At 68.8% G+C, this 18,063-nt stretch carries 19 protein-coding genes and 4 pseudogenes; 12 read left to right on the forward strand and 11 right to left on the reverse strand.

The window, feature by feature from the left end:
• The first annotated feature begins 91 nt into the window (after positions 1 to 91).
• The gene (locus tag ACIPW5_RS25465; protein ID WP_401249144.1) at positions 92 to 469 is read left to right on the forward strand and encodes a hypothetical protein; all 378 of its coding nucleotides are present in this window, start codon (positions 92 to 94) and stop codon (positions 467 to 469) included.
• A 448-nt stretch (positions 470 to 917) separates the two neighbouring features.
• Here ACIPW5_RS25465 and ACIPW5_RS25470 read toward each other — a convergent pair whose 3' ends face one another.
• A complete protein-coding gene (locus tag ACIPW5_RS25470; RefSeq protein WP_401249147.1) occupies positions 918 to 1,286 on the reverse strand; it encodes an RNA polymerase sigma factor in 369 nt (122 codons plus the stop codon).
• 211 nt (positions 1,287 to 1,497) lie between these two features.
• A complete protein-coding gene (locus ACIPW5_RS25475) occupies positions 1,498 to 2,700 on the reverse strand; it encodes an IS110 family transposase (RefSeq protein WP_401249149.1) in 1,203 nt (400 codons plus the stop codon).
• Positions 2,701 to 3,033: 333 nt separating this feature from the next.
• Here ACIPW5_RS25475 and ACIPW5_RS25480 point away from each other — a divergent pair, with 333 nt between their 5' ends.
• On the forward strand, positions 3,034 to 3,441 hold the full coding sequence (locus ACIPW5_RS25480) for a hypothetical protein (RefSeq protein WP_401249462.1): 408 nt from the start codon (positions 3,034 to 3,036) through the stop codon (positions 3,439 to 3,441).
• A 607-nt stretch (positions 3,442 to 4,048) separates the two neighbouring features.
• On the opposite strand, the gene ACIPW5_RS25485 is transcribed toward ACIPW5_RS25480, so the two are convergent.
• Together ACIPW5_RS25485 and ACIPW5_RS25490 are read right to left on the reverse strand one after the other, a co-directional pair.
• Entirely contained in the window at positions 4,049 to 4,444 is a 396-nt protein-coding gene (locus tag ACIPW5_RS25485) for a hypothetical protein (RefSeq protein WP_401249152.1), read from the reverse strand.
• Entirely contained in the window at positions 4,441 to 4,725 is a 285-nt protein-coding gene (locus ACIPW5_RS25490; RefSeq protein WP_401249155.1) for a hypothetical protein, read from the reverse strand. The genes ACIPW5_RS25485 and ACIPW5_RS25490 overlap by 4 nt, the downstream gene beginning before the upstream one ends.
• Before the next feature lie 225 nt (positions 4,726 to 4,950).
• On the opposite strand from ACIPW5_RS25490, the gene ACIPW5_RS25495 reads away from it, so the two are divergent.
• A complete protein-coding gene (locus tag ACIPW5_RS25495; RefSeq protein ID WP_401249157.1) occupies positions 4,951 to 5,688 on the forward strand; it encodes a hypothetical protein in 738 nt (245 codons plus the stop codon).
• Positions 5,689 to 6,071: 383 nt separating this feature from the next.
• Positions 6,072 to 6,257, forward strand: a pseudogene (locus ACIPW5_RS25500) (ATP-binding protein); the annotation flags it as partial.
• A gap of 58 nt (positions 6,258 to 6,315) precedes the next feature.
• On the opposite strand, the gene ACIPW5_RS25505 reads toward ACIPW5_RS25500, so the two are convergent.
• Genes ACIPW5_RS25505 through ACIPW5_RS25515 form a run of 3 tightly spaced genes read right to left on the reverse strand, consistent with a single transcriptional unit; the run spans position 6,316 to position 7,513 of the window.
• Positions 6,316 to 6,786 (reverse strand): hypothetical protein, encoded by a 471-nt coding sequence (locus ACIPW5_RS25505; protein WP_401249160.1) that lies wholly within the window; start codon positions 6,784 to 6,786, stop codon positions 6,316 to 6,318.
• On the reverse strand, positions 6,779 to 7,243 hold the full coding sequence (locus ACIPW5_RS25510; RefSeq protein ID WP_401249163.1) for a DUF6228 family protein: 465 nt from the start codon (positions 7,241 to 7,243) through the stop codon (positions 6,779 to 6,781). The genes ACIPW5_RS25505 and ACIPW5_RS25510 overlap by 8 nt, the downstream gene beginning before the upstream one ends.
• Before the next feature lie 42 nt (positions 7,244 to 7,285).
• Positions 7,286 to 7,513 (reverse strand): hypothetical protein, encoded by a 228-nt coding sequence (locus ACIPW5_RS25515; protein ID WP_401249165.1) that lies wholly within the window; start codon positions 7,511 to 7,513, stop codon positions 7,286 to 7,288.
• A gap of 402 nt (positions 7,514 to 7,915) precedes the next feature.
• Between ACIPW5_RS25515 and ACIPW5_RS25520 the strand changes: the two genes are divergently transcribed.
• Positions 7,916 to 9,361: a multicopper oxidase family protein gene (locus ACIPW5_RS25520; protein ID WP_401249168.1), complete on the forward strand. Its 1,446-nt coding sequence runs from the start codon at positions 7,916 to 7,918 to the stop codon at positions 9,359 to 9,361.
• Positions 9,362 to 9,571: 210 nt separating this feature from the next.
• On the opposite strand, the gene ACIPW5_RS25525 is transcribed toward ACIPW5_RS25520, so the two are convergent.
• The gene (locus ACIPW5_RS25525) at positions 9,572 to 9,748 is read right to left on the reverse strand and encodes a hypothetical protein (RefSeq protein ID WP_401249171.1); all 177 of its coding nucleotides are present in this window, start codon (positions 9,746 to 9,748) and stop codon (positions 9,572 to 9,574) included.
• A 213-nt stretch (positions 9,749 to 9,961) separates the two neighbouring features.
• Here ACIPW5_RS25525 and ACIPW5_RS25530 point away from each other — a divergent pair, with 213 nt between their 5' ends.
• From ACIPW5_RS25530 to ACIPW5_RS25545, 4 genes and pseudogenes are all read left to right on the forward strand, one after another.
• Entirely contained in the window at positions 9,962 to 10,192 is a 231-nt protein-coding gene (locus ACIPW5_RS25530) for a hypothetical protein (protein ID WP_401249173.1), read from the forward strand.
• 79 nt (positions 10,193 to 10,271) lie between these two features.
• Positions 10,272 to 10,640: pseudogene (locus tag ACIPW5_RS25535) on the forward strand (hypothetical protein); the annotation flags it as partial.
• Positions 10,535 to 10,768: pseudogene (locus tag ACIPW5_RS25540) on the forward strand (transposase); the annotation flags it as partial. The pseudogenes ACIPW5_RS25535 and ACIPW5_RS25540, both read left to right, overlap by 106 nt.
• 547 nt (positions 10,769 to 11,315) lie before the next feature.
• On the forward strand, positions 11,316 to 12,887 hold the full coding sequence (locus ACIPW5_RS25545) for a serine/threonine-protein kinase (protein ID WP_401249176.1): 1,572 nt from the start codon (positions 11,316 to 11,318) through the stop codon (positions 12,885 to 12,887).
• An 865-nt stretch (positions 12,888 to 13,752) separates the two neighbouring features.
• Here ACIPW5_RS25545 and ACIPW5_RS25550 read toward each other — a convergent pair.
• Positions 13,753 to 14,403, reverse strand: a pseudogene (locus ACIPW5_RS25550) (transposase family protein); the annotation flags it as partial.
• Positions 14,404 to 14,470: 67 nt separating this feature from the next.
• Between ACIPW5_RS25550 and ACIPW5_RS25555 the strand changes: the two are divergent.
• On the forward strand, positions 14,471 to 14,857 hold the full coding sequence (locus ACIPW5_RS25555) for a DUF6221 family protein (protein WP_401249179.1): 387 nt from the start codon (positions 14,471 to 14,473) through the stop codon (positions 14,855 to 14,857).
• A 439-nt stretch (positions 14,858 to 15,296) separates the two neighbouring features.
• Here ACIPW5_RS25555 and ACIPW5_RS25560 read toward each other — a convergent pair whose 3' ends face one another.
• Entirely contained in the window at positions 15,297 to 15,902 is a 606-nt protein-coding gene (locus ACIPW5_RS25560; protein WP_401249182.1) for an SMI1/KNR4 family protein, read from the reverse strand.
• Positions 15,903 to 16,211: 309 nt separating this feature from the next.
• Between ACIPW5_RS25560 and ACIPW5_RS25565 the strand changes: the two genes are divergently transcribed.
• Positions 16,212 to 16,355 carry a hypothetical protein gene (locus ACIPW5_RS25565; RefSeq protein WP_401249185.1) on the forward strand — a complete coding sequence of 48 codons (144 nt, stop codon included), beginning with the start codon at positions 16,212 to 16,214 and terminating at the stop codon, positions 16,353 to 16,355.
• 1 nt (position 16,356) lies between these two features.
• On the opposite strand, the gene ACIPW5_RS25570 is transcribed toward ACIPW5_RS25565, so the two are convergent.
• A complete protein-coding gene (locus ACIPW5_RS25570) occupies positions 16,357 to 16,683 on the reverse strand; it encodes a hypothetical protein (RefSeq protein WP_401249188.1) in 327 nt (108 codons plus the stop codon).
• Positions 16,684 to 17,164: 481 nt separating this feature from the next.
• Between ACIPW5_RS25570 and ACIPW5_RS25575 the strand changes: the two genes are divergently transcribed.
• Positions 17,165 to 18,004, forward strand: a complete 840-nt coding sequence (locus ACIPW5_RS25575) for a tyrosine-type recombinase/integrase (protein ID WP_401249191.1) — start codon at positions 17,165 to 17,167, stop codon at positions 18,002 to 18,004.
• Positions 18,005 to 18,063: the final 59 nt, after the last annotated feature.

The raw sequence follows: 18,063 nt of genomic DNA on the forward strand, positions 1-18,063 counted from the left end.
GTTCCGGCGGGCGTGCGGTGCCGGTGGCGGGCAACCCAACGGTAGATGTGCTGTGCGGCGGTGCGTATTGCGGGCCTCCACCATCGCCACCATGTACAACTACGCGCTCAAGCTCGGACTCTCCCCGATGCGCGCCATTTCGGAGGTCTACGACCTTCCCCTGGTGGAAGCCGAAGGCGAGCGCGCGCAGCCCTCCCGCAAGCACGAGCGCTGGATTGAGCAGGCCCGCAAGACCATCAACCCGGAGACCGGCAGGGCATACCTCCAGCCCTGCGTCAGCGAGCTTCACGCCCCCAGGCGGTGGCCGATCGGCCACGGACACCTGCTGGAGCCGCGCCGCGCACAGCCGGCGTTCCCGGAGCCGGCCCGAGAGGGGCCGTATGCCGGCCGCGTCCTGGCCTTGAGGGTGTCGAGAACGGAGCCCCCGGACTGGGCTGCCCATGAGGCCCGGGAACGGGGGCCTGGATGATCGGGCCGGACCTGATCATCGAGGGGAGATGGTCCAACGGCGAGGAACCGCCGTTGCTTCCTGTGCTGCGGGACGTCAGCCCGGGGGAGACCGCCCGCCGGGTGCAGACCCTGGTCAAGGAGCTGGAAACCGGTCCAGCCGCCGGGCGGCTTCCGGGCGCAGGGCGACGGCCGCGCCTACCTGGTCGAGGGCGTAGGCGGCTTCCTGCGCGTCGACGACGTGATCGAGGCGGGGGTCAATCCAGGTGAGCGCGTGGACCGGAACCGCGGCCTGCCAGGTCTGGGTGACCTCAAGGGTTCGCTGCAGCGCGCATACCGTGTGGGCCGGGTCCGTGGCCGGCGCCCTGCTACGGCGTCGTGCCCGTACTGGTTGTCCAGGGTCTGATACCGGTGCGTGATCGGCGCTACCGCGAAGAAGCCCTCCAAGGTCTGGAACATCTGGCGGTCCTTCATGATCTGTACTTCCCGTCTCCGCTTGCGTTGGTGGGGACGCCGAGTAGCTGGGCGAGGCGATTGCGGGCCTGACGCAAGGTGGAGCGGACGGAGGCTTCTTCGATGCCCAGGATCGAGGCGGTCCGTCGGGTGGAGTAGTCCAGCCCGTAGTAGAGGATCACGGCATCCCGCTGGCGCTCGCTGAGCCGCCGCACGGCCGTGTAGAACAGGATGGTGCGGGTGAGGACCTCGTAGGGGTCGGTCACCGTTTCGTTCAGGGCGGCCTCGAACGCGGAGATGTCGGTCGGCTCGGGCCGCAGGTTGCGCTTGCGGCGCTGGTCGACGATCCGCCGTTTGACGATCGTCCAGGTGGTCGGCGGGCCCACGTGCTCATGACCGCCCGGCAGATTCCGGGGGGGTGCCCCTATGTCTTTGGTGAAGGTGGTCGGGTGGCAGTGTGGCTGTCATGAGCGATGACGTGTCGGTTGGGGATTCGGCGGACGAGGGCATGCGTCCGTGTGACTTCTGCGGTCATCCGGTCGTGATCGACTCGGTCGACGAGCGTGACTGCCCCGTGTGCGGCGAGACTGCTGAGGATCAGCCGGCTGCGGCTGGCCGCGATTCATAGAAGGTCCCGTCGCGGAGCATGGCGAAGAGGACGTCGGTCCGGCGTCTGGCGAGGCAGAGCAGGGCCTGGGTGTGGTGCTTGCCCTGGGCGATCTTCTTGTCGTAGTAGGCCCGCGATGCCGGGTAGCCCAGGGCGGCGAACGCGGAGAGGAAGAAGGCCCGTTTGAGCTGCTTGTTTCCCCTGCGGGAGGGCTGTTCACCGCGGATCGAGGACCCTGAACTGCGGGTCGCCGGGGCGAGGCCGGCGTAGGCGGCGAGGTGGCCGGCGGTGGGGAAGGTGCTGCCGTCGCCGACCTCGATCAGGATGCGGGCTCCGGTCCTGTCGTCGATTCCCGGCATCGAGGTTAGGACCTTCGAAAGAGGGTGGGCCTCCAGGAGTTCCTCGATCCTTGTGGCCAGCAGTTTCCGCTGGTCAAGGACGGCGGTCAGGGATGCGGCGAGGCTCGGGACGATCAGTGCGGCCGCCTCGGTGCCGGGAACGGTGACGGTCTGTTCGTCCAGGGCGGTGAAGATGTCCGCGACCAGCCGATCGGCCATCCGCGGGGCCTTCGGCCGTAGCAGGGTGACCAGGTGGCGCCGTCCGGCCTTGCGGATCTGGGCTGGCGATCCGAACCGCTCCAGCAGGGTCAGGACGGCCGGGTGCTGCAACCGCGGCCCCAGCACGCGTTCCAGCGACGGGTGGATCTGGGTCAGCAGGCCGTGCAGCCGGTTGGCGACCCTGGTGGCCTCGCCGGCGAGGTCGTCGTCGAAGCCGACGATCATCTCCAGTTCGGCGATCGTCTGGTCCTCGCCGTCGATCGCCCGCAGCGTGTGGGGCATCGCGCGGGCCGCGTAGGCGATGATGAACGCGTCCTTCGCGTCGGTCTTGGCCTCACCGGGGTAGAGGTCGGCGATCCGCCGCATCGTGAGGCCCGGCAGGTAGGCCACCGGGCAGCCCATGTCCCGGGCCACGGCCAGTGGCAGGGCTCCGATCGAGGCCGGCTGGTCGACCACGACCAGCACCGTTCCGTGCTTGCCCTGGAGCTTCGCGAACAGCTCACGCAGCTTCGGCTCGGTGTTGGGCAGGCGCTTGTCGAACGCCTTCTCCCCGGTCGGGGTCACCGCGGTGGCGTGGTGTTCGCCCTTGCCGACGTCCAGGCCGAGGAAGACGTCGATGTCGCCGGTGTCGATCACGCGCAGAGCCCGTCCATCACGCTTTCGTCCGGCCTTGCCTCGGCACCGAGCTGCCACATCCACGTTACGGAGAGCTCTTCCGGCCTTGGGTGAAGCCGGTGCTCAAGCCCCTCATCAGCGGTCCGTCGATGCCTCCGGGCCCGGTGACACCACCCCCCCGGATCATGAACAACAAGGGGGGGAAGTCATGCCGGACCCGAAGGCCGGTAGCCTCATTGCGGAGCCACGAAAACGTAACGGGGGGTGCCTCTATGTTCCTCGTCAAGCGTGTGGGCAGCTTCGGCCCGAGGTTCGATCTTTTCGTGGGCATGAGACTGTCTGGTCGTGCCAGAGATGATGAGTGGGTTGGAGGCGGCCTTGGCTGAGGCGTTGTCTCCTTCATGGGCGCAACGTGTTCGTGCCGGGCGCGACCTTGCTTCCTTCGTTGATGTTCCTGAGGCTGCGGAAGCGCTGCTGGGACTGCTGCTGGACGTCGAGGACACGGCGGTGACCCGGCAGACGGCAGAGGCCCTGGCCCGAGTGGGGACGGTGGCCGCTGTAAGGATCATTGCTCTCGCGGTTGCCGAGGCTGACGACAACCAGGCTGACTGGCTGCAGACCGGGGTGCATGACGCGATCGCGGGAGCGGGCGGTGCACCGAACGTCGCAGCGGCCTGCGCGAACCTCGCCCGGGACCAGGAAGACGCTGTTCGGCGGGCTGCCGCCGATATATCGGCGTGGGGAGACGGTACAAGGCGTTGATCCTGAATCGACCTGCCTGTGGGCTGGTTCACGCAGCCGTCGCTTGGGGAGAGCGTGGTTCGTCAATCGCCGCCGACTCCCATGCCGCCGAGGTGGTCCGCGCCCGTGTCATTGCCCACGAGAGCTACCGCTGCCGGGTCCTCGAACAGCTCCACACCGTCTACGGCTTGAGCCTGTAAGCCCTTCGCACGGCCACGCGGGGCCCGCCGTCCGAGGGGGCTGGAGGCTGAGGCAGACGTCCTCGATGGCGAGTTCACCAGGCCGGGTCGGTGGCCTGGAAACGTGTCGGCGGTGCGCCGTCCGCAACGCTTGGGACCGGCTTGGCCCCGGCAGCCGACCACGAGCAGCGCTCCGGCGCACCTGGCCGTCGGCACCGCTGTCTCGGCCGTGCCCATCGTCCGTACCGCCGGCGCTGGCGGGTCCGGCCGGCAGCCGTGTCTCGGGCGCCGGGTCCGTGGGCCACTTCGGGCGGCTGCCGGTGTCGCCGGCCGGTGTCAGGGCCGTCGGCGAGGTTTTGGTCGACGCCGGCGTGGGCGGTTCCCGTACGGTCGCGAGACGTTTTGGCTGGCCGTCCGTGGTGTGTGCTGCCGGGGTGGCGTCTGGTGGGTCAGTGGAAGCCGAGCATGCCTGGGGTGTCGATGCCGAGGGCGAGGATGCCGGGCGGGTAGAGGTCCTCGTCGTCGGTGAGGAGGATGGGCATGCCGCCGGTGCCGGTGCGGCGCAGGGCGGTGTAGAGGGCGTGGCAGGTGTCCATGCCTCCGTACCCGTCGCGGAACATGGTGCCCACCGCCGGAGCGTCGATCTGGCCGAGCGGCTCCACGTCTGTGCACGGGTAGCCGAGCACGGCCCGCGCCGCGCCCGCCTGAGCGGCTTCTGCCTGGGCCAGGCACAGGGCGGGGACCAGGAGCCGGTCACCGCTCGCGGTGACGTTGACCGCGAGCGCGTTGAGCGCCTTGTGCCCAGAGGCGAGCGCGGTCACGGCGCTGGTGTCGAGGATGATCACGCGGCGTCCCGGCCGGGCAGCGCGAGGATCTTCTCCGCTGCGATCCGCCGCAGATTGCCCAGCACGTCCAGCTCGGCGAACTCCTCGTCGCTGAGATCGACACCGATCACCTGGCGGGCGTGGGCCCGCGCGGCCGCGACCTGCTCGGCCCGCTGCGCGGCGGTGGGCTCGGCGGAGGCGAGTGCGTCGACGAGCTGGCCGATGCTCAGCCCGCGTTCCTCGGCGAGCTCGGCGAGGTGGTCGCGGGTCCGCTTGGTCACCTGGATCGTCGTATTGGCCATAGAGCGACCATAGCACTTTTATAGTCGCTGGCTGCTGGGGTTGGGTCCTGGCTGCGGTGCAGTGCCGAAGGCCGAGGGTGCCACCCCAGCCCGGCCTTCCTGGGCGGCCGGGCGCGGGAGGGCGTGGTGATGGACACGGGCCAGGACGCCGGGCCCCTTCGTCGCCGAGGCCGCGGCGCGTAGAGGGCCATTGCCGCCGGCAGTGAGCCGCTCGCGGAGGAACTGGTGGCCCTGGCTTCGGCCCTGTTCCGCATGATGGACGCGGGGGTGACGGCGGAGGCGTTGGGGGAGCCGTTGCGGTGCCGGCCGCGGGTGACCGCCTCGGCGGTCGGCCACCTCGTCCGCGCCGGCTTCCTCGTCTACCTCGGCGGAGCGCCCGAGTTCCCTGACGTCCAACCGGACCAGGTGGACGCCCTCGCCCGCTGCCGGGACCTGCCGGTGCTGCTTGACCGGCACGTGCCGCTTGGCCCGGAGCAGGCCGCCCGCCGGCTCGGGGTCCGCCGCGTCGACTTCGACGCCGTCGTGCGCCTCGGCTGGGTCGCCCCGATCGGGTCGGTGACGGTCGACTACAAGCACCACGGCGGCGTCACGACGGTGCCGTTGTACTCGGCCGAGGACGTCGCGCTGCTCCCGGTGGTGCGGCCGTGGGTGGACTGGCGGGCGGTGTACGCCGTCCCGGCGGGCGCCCGCTCCCCGCTCGCCGCTCTGGCCCCGGTCGTCCCGGGCCGGGACTGGGTCCTGCTGGCGGAGGTGGCGAGGATGGTCCGGGTGGGCAGGGCCGCGGTGCAGAGCTGGCACCGCCGCTACGCCGACTTCCCTGCCCCGGCCAGCCGGCGGCACGGAGGTGCACCCGCAGTTCGACCGCGCGGCCGTGGTGGCGTGGCTGCTGGGCCACGACAAGATTGGGGTGCCCGTCGGGATGCCGTCGGCCACGCTGCCCTTGGCCGACGTCGGGCGCCGTAGGTTCCGGCTCGACGGCCCGCACCTCGTGCTGGCCGAGGACGCCGAGGGGGAAGCTGAGCTGTCCGGCTGGACGACCGATGCGGACGCCGACGAACTGGCCTCCCTGCCTGCGGGGGAGTACGGGGCGGAGGTGCGCCGGCTGACCGTGCCGGGCACGGTGCCGTTGGCGGTGATGGGCCGGGTGAGGGTGATGGAGCGGTTCCGGTCGGGGTCGGGTGGTCTGCGGGTGACGCTGGCGTGGCCAGCCGGCTTGCGGGGTACGGCGGCGTGGCACGGGGGAGTAGCCCATCACGCGGTCCTCCACGTGGGCGCGGGGGAGGGCTGTCCGTGCCTGCGCCATGCCTGCGGTGGGGTCACCCCGGTGTCGTGGTGCCCGGACCACGGCCCGACCGAGGGCCGGGCGGCTGACGAACAAGCTCGGCACCTACCTGCGACCGAGCGTTCTCGTCGTCGACGAGGTCGGCTACCAGCCCCTCGAACGAGCCGAGGCGAACCTGGTCTTCCAGGTCATCTCCAAGCGCTACGAGAAGGGCTCGATCATCCTGACCTCGAACAAGACCTTCGGCAAAGCGCACATGTTCCGGCGAACCCGTGCGAGGCAGCGCCGAATGTCGACGGGTGCGGGGGTCAGGCCGGCGGGTCGGACCGGTGCGTGCGCCAGAGCGACCTGAGGGCTTCGAGCTCGGTTCGGGGGAAGTGTTCGCCCCACTTGCCGCGGTACCCGCTCTCGCCGTACTTCGTGGCGACTTCGTCGAAGCAGCGGATCACCGCTCGTGCCACGACGTCGACGCTCTGCCGGGTCGACCAGATCTCGGTGCCGGTGTTGTCGTGCTGGGAGCCGTCCCGTAGTTGAAGGACGCGGATCCATACGTCGTCGCCCGCGCGGTAGAAGATCCACCGGAAAGGGGTGGGCTCTGCCTGGAACTGGGCACGCGTCTCGGCTTCACCGCTGACCAGCCGGGCGATCGCCGTCAGGAGATCCTCGGGGGCGCTGGTGATGTACGACGCTGTGACTTCGGCATCGGCGTGCCCGTCAGCAATCCGGCAGTCGGCCCACCCGTGTCCGTTGAGAGTCCAGACAAGCCGCAGATCAGCCACGGCCGCCGTCCTGCTGGGTGAGGAAGCGCCGGACATCGACCGCGAGGGCAGACATCTGCTCGCCGGCGTCGAGCCAAGTCGTAACGGATGCCTCCCAACCGCCGGCCGCACTTCTCCACGGGCGAAGAGTCCAGGTCAGCCCGACGTGACCACCGGAGCGGAAGACCGCGCTGACGGTGAGATCCCGGTCGTTGGTCTGCCAGACCCGCTGCCCGTCCCAGCCGCGGAAGTCGACCGCCAGTCCCTCCAGGAAGGGCGCCAGGTCCATGCCCCAGTTCCAGGCGACCACCTCGTCAACGCGCATGGCCAGCCCCGGCGCGGACGCCTCGACCGCGTACTGCACGCGGTCCTCGTCGGGCCGGGAGGAGTCGCAGAGCCGCACGCTGACGGAGCGGCTGTCCTGGCAGCGGACGGTCACGGCGGTCGAAGTGTCGAGGTCGGTGTCGTGGGAGCTCATCGGTTGAACGGTAGGTCACGGAGGTCCCACCCGTCGCGGAGATTACGCGTCGGGGAGGCGTCCTGCGTCGACGTGATCGGCGAGGTAGGTCATGACCCCCTCGGGATCCATGCCGAGGGCTGCGGCGACGAGTTTGGGGTCCAGGAGGTGGCTGACATAGGCGGTCGACGCCGATGCCCGGCCGGATCTGGTGATCTTGGTGACGATCGCGTGGGGGTTGTCGGTGCGTCGGTCCGCGCGGTGGGCAGGCAGCGCTGCAGCACCGACCAACTGACCGGGTCCATAGGCACCGGATGCGGGCGTTCACCCAGGCGGATGGTTCGGTTGACGAGGTCGAGGTCGTCCACGCGCAAGCGCCGGAAACCGCCTGATGGCGGACCGGGACGGGGCCGAGCGATGCAGCCCCGGCGCGGTCGCAGCGCCACGGCTCCTCGCCACACGCCGTCAGCCGCCTGCACCCCGCACATCAGCCAGAATGATCTAAATTGCAGCGTTATGGGCACCCAAAGCGGAATCAGTCGTCGAGCGGTGCTGAAGGTCATCCCCGCCGGGAGCCTCGCCGTGCTGCCTGTCCCGGCTCCCGGGTTCTCGTCCCGCACGGATGCGGTGCCGCCGCCGTTCCCGCAGCCCCCGATGTCGGCGTCGCGAACAGTGCCCGGCTCCGTGGCACATGTGCTGGAACAGCATCTCGACGTCCGCTTCACAGACGTCCAGGTGCCGGGCTACGGCCGGGTCACCACCCGTACCTACAACGCCATGATCCCCGGGCCGACGCTGCGCGTGCGCGCCGGGGACACCCTGCGGCTCACACAGGTCAACGGCCTGCCGCCCAACCCGCCCCACACCGGCGGGCACAACACACCCCACCACCCCAACAGCTTCAACCTCCATACCCACGGGATGCACGTCTCCCCTTGCGGGCACGCCGACAACGTCCTGCGCGCCTTCCCGCCACGCACTGCCGAACAGGCCGCCGCCGGCGAACCGGAGCCGCGCTACGTGACGACCGTCCACGTCCCCGCCGGGCATCCCGCCGGCACGTACTGGTACCACCCCCACCTGCACGGCTCGATCGCCGAACAGATCGTGGGCGGCATGACCGGGGTGATCATCGTCGAAGGCGACATCGACGAAGTCCCCGAAATCCGGGCCGCCGCCGACATCGTCGTGTGCATCAACGAACTCAAACTCCAGGACGGCAGAGTCCCCGCCTTCACCTCGGGCGGCTGGGTGAACGGCATCCCCTCCACCTTCACCGTCAACGGAACGGTCAACCCCACCCTCCGGCTCCGTCCCGGAGAGGTCCAGCGCTGGCGCCTGGTCGCCGCCACCGCCTTCACCGCACTGCGCCTGAAGGCCGTCTCGCCCGACCGCGCCGTCCTGCCCCTGCACCAGATCGCACAAGACGGCGTCACCCTCCCCAGAACCGTCACCCCGAACCCGCTGGAACTGACCATGGGCAACCGTGCCGACGTCCTGGTCCAGAGCCACACACCCGGCCGGTACGAGTTGCGCTCCGCCGGAACGCCGAGCCCCCTGATGACGATCGAGGTCGCCGGTGACCCCGTCGAGCCGCCGATGCGGATCCCGGACCTGCTGCCACCGGGAAGACCGTTTCTCGACGAGAAGGACATCGCCAACCCCGACGCGGACCGCGAAGTCCTCTTCCACGCCGACCAAGGGGTCTTCACCGGAGCGTTCCCCAACGCCTTCCGCGCCCTGGGCACCCACGCGACCCCCGCCGCCGACCCCTCCGGGGACCTCACCCGCGACCCCGCCTACGGCCTGTTCGACCCCTCCTACACCAACCACACCCTGCAACTGGGCACCGTCGAACGCTGGACGGTACGCACCGACGAAACGATGCACGAGCGCGGCCACCCCTTCCACCTGCACACCAACCAGGTCCTGCTCACCCACCGGAACGGCAAGCGCCTCGACCCGCCCGTCTGGCACGACACGATCGACCTGCCGGGCGGCACCCCCGCGGCCTCCGTCACCTTTCTGGCCAGCTACGAGGACTTCACCGGCAGAACGATCGCCCACTGTCACCAGCTCCACCACGAAGACCTCGGCATGATGCAAACCGTCGACTACGTAGAACCCTCCCGTCGCTAGTGCTGTGGCCGGAAAGGTTCGACGGAGCCGTGCATCGTCACGCCGGGGCGCCGGCCAGTGATGGAGATCGCCGGGGTGCCGCACGAGCTGATCCGCTGGCCTTCCCGGCGTAGCGACCGGATCGCCGCCTTCCTGGCCGAGCTGGAGCACGAGGACATCACTGCCGTCGTCGACGACGGCGCCTGGTACGCGATCTTGACCGCCGGACCATCAGCGGCAGATCCAGTAGCTGTCCCGGACCGGGTGCCTACGCCGCTGACCGGTCGGGCGAGTCACCACGACGGAGTGACCCTCGTATACGACCCGGTCACCCGCCTCGATGAGCAACGGTCCGTCCAGGTCGACCTGGAAGTCAGGGCGGAGCAGGAACTCACTGACCAGCAGCATGCGCGGCATTGGAGTGACCCCGTCAAAGTTCACAAACACGAACCGAGTATCCTGGAGGATCCACCGCGGGAGCCACGGGTTTCCGGCCGCCGCACGGTGACTTCACGCAGGGAGGGAGGCGCCGCCCACTGTCGGGAAGTCGTGCCGGCGGTCTGGGCAGCACAAGGGAGCTCGGACCACTCGGGGAGGGAATGAGGGCCTAGAGTCGCGCCCATGAACATACCGGTGGCGGTCCGTTGGGCCCTGCTCGCCTGCGCTGGCCTGAACCTCTTCTTTGCGCTGAGGGCGCTGCACCGCATGCGCCGGGTCGGGCCGGGGCACCGGACCGGTCCCGGTCTCGATGCCCTCGACCATGCGCTCGGCACGGTGCTGATCGGCGCCCTCGCCGCGGGCGACGACCACCCGGCCGTCGTCCTCGCCGCCCTGACCCTGCTTGGCCGGTGATCCTCTGGAAGGCCGTCCGCGACGGCCGTGGCCGCCGTGAGGAGGCGGCCCGCACCTCTGCCCGGGCGGCCTAGGTGTTTTGCCCAGTGAGGCTGGGGACGCGGCCCCCATCACCCGGGCCTCCGGCAATCGCCACTACGTGGGGCGCCGGTTCGTCAAGAACAACCGGCTCGACCACGTCGGACACCTATGGGCCTTCTCCTCACTCGGCGGTTCGGCAGGCGCCGACGCCCACTGCCGGCGACGGCGGACCGGCGGGGACTGGCACATCCAGGCTCCGCGGCACCTGTCCAACCGGATGCACGGCCAGCTTCACCATTGTCTCCAGGCACGTGTCCCCTGCCGCTGTGGCTGTGGTCCTCCGCCACCGGCATGGCCGGCGCCGACGTCGATCTGCGCTGCCAGGTGTTCCTGCGACGCTGCGACCTGGAGCACACGTTCCGCATGATCAAGCAGACCCTCGACTGGACCCGACCCAAGCTCCGCACCCCGGCAGCAGCAGACCGGTGGACATGGCTGATCATCGTCGCGCACACCCAGCTACGGCTCGCCCGTCCGCGAGGAGGGTCTGTACGGTCAACGGTGGATCTTCGAACAGGAAGTGACACCTGATGACAGACGTGACTGTGTCGGCGGAGGCTGTGGCCACTTGGGAAGTGTGCGGCGGCGCGGCTCAACCACACAGATCCCCAGGTGTAGGCGATCCAGCCTCCGGGGCTGCCACCCCATGGCTGCCCTATGCCCAGTTGGCGGCTCGGAGTTCCCTCCCGGGGCGGCGCGGTCTCATACCCAGGGATCGAGGTAAACGCCCTGGTGGAGTGGAGGCTGCCCTCGCGTGGGGGATCCCACCCCAGGGAGCCCGTTCCGCTGCGGTCCGGCGCTGGCTGGGAAGCGACATCTGGACGGAGGCTGTCGCGACGGATCGCCGCCCGAGTGGGCGGCACATGGTGCTGATCAGGCAGCTCGTGGAGGGCTGCCTCGTATCGGCAGTCAGACTGATCAGCATGATCGGTGAGAAGCCCATAAGGTGAGGCGACGTCAGGTAGTTCAAGGGGAGCGGATGAAGCAGCGCGCGACACGTGGGTACGGCGCCTTTGAGCCGCTATCAGCGGACGATCCGCGGATGGTCTCGGGATACCGAATCGCGGCCCGCCTCGGCGCGGGCGGTATGGGCAAGGTGTACCTGTCGCACACGCCGGGAGGCCGTCCGGTCGCCGTGAAGGTGATCCGGCCGGAGTTCGCCGAGGACCCAGAGTTCCGGCGGCGGTTCCGCCAGGAGGTAAGTGCCGCCCAGCGCGTCCAGGGCCTCTACACCGCGCCGGTGATCGACAGCGATACCGACGGGCCCGTGCCCTGGCTCGCCACGGCGTACGTGCCGGGTCCGTCGCTGGCCGAGGCGGTGGCCGAACACGGCCCGTTGCCGGCCTCGACCGTCCTGATGCTCGTCGCCGGGATCGCGGAGGCCCTCCAGGTCATCCACGGCGCGGGCATCGTCCACCGGGACCTGAAGCCCTCCAACGTGCTGCTGGCGAACGACGGCCCCCGGGTCATCGACTTCGGCATCGCGCGGGCCGCCGATGCCACCGCGCTGACCGCGAGTGGAGTCGCCATCGGAACGCCCGCGTTCATGGCGCCCGAACAGGCGGCAGGAGGCGAGGTCGGCTGGGCGACCGACGTATTCGCGCTCGGGCAGGTGGCCGCGTACGCCGCCCTGGGGACGCCCGCCTACGGTGACGGCCCCTCCCACGGTGTGCTGTACCGGATCGTCCACGAGGAACCGGACCTGTCGGGCCTGGACAGGACGCTGCGCCCCCTGGTCCAGCGCTGTCTCGCGAAGGACCCCTCGAAGCGTCCCTCGCCCGCCGAGGTCCTCGACCTGTGCCGTACCGCCGGCGACCACACCCAGCTCCGGCGGCCCGAGGACTGGCTGCCACACAGAGTCGCGACGGGCCTCATGAACCGTCCGAGTCCTCCAGCGCCGGCTCCCACCATCGTGGCCACGCCCCCTCCGCCCACAGCACAGCCCGCCGCGACGGCCCAGCCCGCGTACGCCCCGGCGGGCACCTTCAACGCCCCATATGCCGCGCCCCCCTCGCCGACCATGCCGGCTCCGTCGCCGCAGCCGTTCGTGGTGGTCCCCCGCCCTCCGGGGAGTAACCGGAATGCGAAAGTCATCATCTCTGTCTTCGGGAGCCTGTTCTTCCTGCTCGCTGGCTGCGTGACTGTGCTCAGCAACGTCGACGGCAAGTCCTTGGGCGATGGTGCGGACGCCACCCCCCGCGCCACGTCCACGGCCCCGCGCCCTGACCCGAAGCCCATCGAGTACAAGGGGTTCAACCTCCCCGACGACTACGAGGTGAGCTTCGCCGATGATCAGCCGGTGCCTCGCCAGAATCACGGTGACCTGCGCTACCTGTGCTATTCCAGGGTCTGCAGCTTCCACTCCAACTCCGACTCGAAGCTGGCACGGCTCGACAGCGGCACCGAAGGCTCCCTGGAGGCATGCCGCAAGGAGACGCGGTTCACCAGCGAGATCCCCGTCGCGGCGATCTCCCGGGGGGACGGCATCTGCGTACGCACCTCCCAAGGGACGATCGCCTTGGTCGTCTACCGGGGCAGCTCGGCCAAGGACGACCCGAGCACCTACGCCACTTTGGACATGACGGTCTGGCGCGGCGCGGACCGCAAGGACTGACGTGAGTCCGGGCCCCACCCGGCAGTAGCCCGGACAGGCGGAGAACACGCCACCTCGCTGACGTCGTCACCTGGGCGCTGAAACAGACCGCGTCCGGACTCAGCCTCCGACCGATCACCTGGCGGGACAAGGCCGCACCTTGGCCTCAGCGGCTGGAGACCGACCCGGCCCTCGTCGACCCGGATTCGATCGGAGTACGCATCCTGGGCGCCGACGGTTGGACCGAGCTGCATCCTGCCCTGTTCCGAGGCGGCTGGGCAGACCTCGATGCCCTGACCGACGACGAGGTCACCACCGAATGCCCGCAGATCACCACCCTGAAAGAGTTCGGCGGCCTCCTCGACTCGTCAGTCACGCGCTTCCCGGGGTCATGGGCAGTCCGGCCACCTGAGGTGTCAGTGGTCTGCACGATCGTTGTCCGGCTTGTTCCGCGCCGCCGCCCCTGCGGACTGAAGCTGTGCCCGCGGCCTGGTCGGGAACGAGGGCGGGTGGCGGTGTCGAGCGCGAGGTGGACGAGGCGGCCCCCCAACGCAGTGCCGGAGCCGAACGCAAGTCCACCGTAGAAGAGAGCGGCGGTGGCGGCCGCGCCCCAGCGCAGCAGGGGCGGGGAGTCCGGCGTGGAAGACGGTGAGGCAACTGGTGCGGGGGCGGGCCGCTGGGGAGCCGGCGCGGGGCGCGGTACAGCGGGTGCGGCTGCTGGCTGTGCAGAGGCCGGGGCGGAGGTGCCGCGGTCGCGGGGGATGCGGTGCACGGTCGCCGCCTTGGCGAGCGTCTTGCCGACGGGCTGGCGATCCCAGGCGAGGACGTGCAGTTCACCGAGATCGGCGAGAGTGGCGAAGGTGGCGTCGGCGGAGACGACCGTGAAGTGCTTGACGCCGTTGGCGGCGGCCTGGTGGGCGCGGTTGTGGTCGCGCTTCCAGTTGCACAGTTCGCCGCCGGGTGGGCGGCGGTGCGGGATGACCAGCCCGGTGTCGGGGTATCCGCCGTCGGCGATTGTGGTGGTCCTGCCCACCGCTGCCTCGGCGACGGACTCGGACCAGGCTCGGCAGTCGTTGCGGTTTCCGGGGAGAGGCCGGCCGACGACAACGACCATGGACGTGTCGGCGTCGATGACGACCTGATGGTTGGTGGAGTACCGATAGTTCTTGGACTGCTCGGCGACGGACTGGTCCGGGGTGGGCACGAGCGTGCCGTCCACGATGAGCACGGTTCCCCTGCCGAATCGCTGCCGCTGCTTGAGTGCGAGCAGCGGGCCGGTGTGGTCGACGATCCGATCAGCCGCGGACTTTGAAACGCCGAACAGCGGCGCGAGCTGCCGCAGCGTCAGGTTGGTGCGCCAGTAGGCGGCCACCAGCAGGACCCGGTCCTCCAGGGGAAGCGACCAGGGACGCCCTGGGCGCACCTGGTCGGCGCCTTCAGGCCGGAGCACCGTGATGAGCTTGTGGAACACACGGGGGCTCAACTCGGTGAACGGGCCTGTCCACGAAGGGTCCGAAGCTGTGATGACACCCGGCATTCCAAGATCATGACAGGTGCCCGGCTGCCCATGGACGCAGCCGGGGGCCGACCGAGAGGATCTCTCTATGACCCGCGACGACGACACCGCCAACCCGTCGGCCCCGGACGTGGTGGCCTTCCTCAGGACACGCCTGCAGGACGACTGGAACTTTGCCCGCGAGGCCATGATCAACGACGGGCACTGGAAGGCCGAAAGAACGGTGGTCGTTCTAGACACGGGCGCCGAGATCGAGGATGTCTTCCTCGGCCCCGCAGATCACATCGCACGGTTCGACCCAGCGCGCGCCCTGGCAGAGGTCGAGGCCAAACGGGCCATTGTCGATACCTATGCCCGCCCGCCAGGGAATGACGGCGTACCGAGAGCCTTCCGCGACGGGCTGCACATCGCCATCCTCCTGCTCGCATCCGTGTACGCCGACCACGCCGACTACAGCGAAGAATGGAGGCCGTGATCTTCATCGAGCGGTTACGGGACAACTCTTAGCGGACAAGTGGAACGTCACTAGTGCGGACGGCTTGAAAGTAAACAACGGCGACCCGAAGTATCTGGAGAACTGGTTTTTCGCCCTCTGGGCTTACAATTCCGGCTGCTACCCCAAGGCTACTGCTGCCGGCAACGACGGCCTCTGGAAGCTTTGGAATCCCCAGGGAAAATGGTGGCGGGCTGCCGCGCTGCCGGTTGGAGCGGCGACGCTGATCGCAGTACGGTCAAGCCCCCCCCGTGAGCCTTTTCTGTACTCTCGCCAACAGTTGCGACCCGACCAAGATCGGCCCAAACGCCAAGAACGAGCCCGGCCTGGGCGCGTGTAATCGCTCCGATCTCAAATGCTGGTGGAACCAGCAGGTGGCTTGTAAGGGCTCCATCGGTACGCCGATGGAGCCCTGCACGGTTTAACGCCAGAATACCCGGCCATCCTGGATCGATGCTTGGTATCCTCGCGTTAGCGCATTCCCTGGAGTGTTGTGTTCCAGGGTGTTTGCCATGGCGGTGAGTACTTCGCCCAAGGATGAGGCGTATGTTTTGGCGTAATCCGATTCGGAGTACGACAGGACTGGCAAGGTTGCGTCGTGTGTTTCGGATTCCAAAGCCAGCCCGTTGTGCCCATCGAAGTAGGCGACAACGGGGATCCAGGTTGGCTTCCACCAGTCTTCGTCGTCGATGTCGTGGGCGATAGCGAGGAACTGCTGGTGGTTTTCGATAATTCTGCGGCAGTCGAGGAATGCCGCGCCGCCGGGAAAGATGAGAGAATCTCGATGCTGGTTGAGCTGGTACCCCCCCGAGATCGGGGTTTTCGAGTCTCTTGCCGTGCTGCCGTTGTTCAGGCGTAGCCATGCCTCCAATGGCTCAGGCACGGGAAACCCCAGGGAATCATTGAGGCGCAGGATGTCCGCGTCGGCGGCTGGGGGGTTGAGTGCTTCTGCGCTGGCTGGGGCGTGGTCCTCCAGCCAGTGGACGATTCGAGTCCACGACAACGTGACCTCATCTGAATTGGGCACGCATCCACCTCCAGTTCGACAGGCGAGATCCGTCGCAAGGGTTCCCTGCCACCGGCGCTTCGGCAGCTGGTTGACCCTGGGCCGGCGTCGGTATCCGCAGCGACGAGTGCCTTCTGGCCCAGTGATGATCGTATCGCTGGTTACGCAGTCCGGAAGAGCCTGAGCTGCAACGATGTGCTGGGCGGTCCGAAGAAGAGAGTGGAGCGATCTCAGCAGCGTCCGCAGAAGGGCCTTGACCTGGGAAATTGGGATTCCCTGCGGGCCCGGAAAAGGCGCGGGGCGGAGGTCTGGAAGTGCTACCACGTCGAGTTGTGGCTCGGCAGGTCGGCGGTCGCCCGGGCCGGCGACGACTTCACCGACCTCGACCACACCTGGGCAACCGAAAGCACCGCCCGCGGCCTGCCCATCTTGCTCCTCCAGCCGGACCTGTACGTGGGCTTGCTGCCGAAGTAGGTCATCGTGGGCCGTACGTGGGCCGACGGCATAGTACCCGGTTGCCGGGTACCTGCATCCGGACAAGCTGGCTTGGCCTACCGAGGCGGTAACAGAGACCGCAGTTTTCAGCCGCGTAACGCAGCGAACTGGCCTTGTTCTGGCTGTGACGGTTTGAGTCGAAACTTGAGCTGATGGAAATTTCCGGCACCACCACCAGCCTGAAACTTGAGCTGCTGGAAAGTTTTGGATCGGAGCCGGACCGCTCCCGCAGGGCACCGAGGGCTTGGGTTCGAAAACTTTCCATCAGCTCAAGTTTCAGAGCCTTGAAGGCCTCGAAACTTTCCAAGAAGGCAATTTTCGTACGTCCGGCCGACACACATGAGGTCTCCGCTCCCATCCCGAACCCACCCTTCGCGCCACGCAACTCCCGCCCGTGACCTGGGGCGTTCAAGTTCACCAACGCCACTCCACACACTTTCCACCAGGTATTTTGGTCGAAGTGTCGGCTCCCGACGGCCCAAGTTCCTGAACAGTCACCCGGGACCGCACATCTGACGATCTAGGCCTCCACACTCAGCAGCAACTGAGGCTCAGCCCAACTCGTCGGTCCGATGACCCCAAGGATCAAGCAAGGTTGATCAGCCCCATTTTCCAGCAACTGGCCAATTGTGTAGGCATGGTCCAGTGAGGGCGCCCAGTGCCCGAACGATGCGCGTAGCGCAGGACCATGACTGGGAGCACAAGGGGGTCTGGGGGGCGCTGCCCCAAGGGGCCCCAGCGGGGGGATGCTCACCGGCGAACCGGCGCCGACCAAATCCACCCGCCGGGTGCGAAGCCGCCCCCTTTTCCCCGTCGCTGCGATCGACGACCCGGCGCTGCCGGAGGTGCTGGCCGAGCTGGCGGCAGCGCGGGCGGACGAGATGGACGCCGACACCGTCAACCGGGAACTGTCCATCGCGCGCAAGGCGATCGGCTGGTGGCGGCGCCAGGGCTGGATCGAAGGCGATCCGACGCTCGGCATCGAGCGGCGGCCGGCCCCGCCGGACCGCACCAAGGCCCTGGCCGAGAACCAGATCGCCGCCCTGTGGCGCCTGGACGTCGCCCTGCGGGAGAAGACGCAGTGGAAGATGCTCTACGAATCCGCCGCACGGGCCGACGAGGTGCTGTGCCTCAACGTGGAAGACCTGTACCCGCAGGACGAACACGGGAAGATCACCGCCAAGGGCGGGGCGACCGAGTGGATTCACTGGCAGTCAGGCACCGCACAGCTGCTGCCCCGCCTCATCGCCCGGCGCACCCGCGGCCCGCTGTTCCTCACCGACCGGAAGGCCCCGGCCGGAACGCCGACGCTCGACGTCTGCCCGGGGACCGGCCGGGCCCGGCTCTCCTACCGCCGGGCCGAAGAGATCTTCGAGGGGAACACCCGGCTCCTGGCCAACCCCCTCGCCTCACCCGAGGACGTCGAAGACCTGGACGGGTGGACGTTCCACCGGCTACGGCACAGCGCCTTGACACACGACGCCGAGGACGGCACCTCAACACCGATGCTGCTGGCCCGCTCCCGCCACGTCTCCGTCCGCTCCCTGGAGCGATACGCACGGCCCGGCGTCGACGCGGTCGCCCGACACGTCGCCGAACGTGCCCCGGTCGCCCGCCGCCGTAAGTGAGCTCCCGAAACAGCCCGCGCGGCTGCTTGCTCCCCGGTGTCAGAACCAGGACTACGGGC

This window comes from Streptomyces sp. NPDC090077, from assembly GCF_044747545.1.
Classification (GTDB): Bacteria; Actinomycetota; Actinomycetes; order Streptomycetales; family Streptomycetaceae; genus Streptomyces.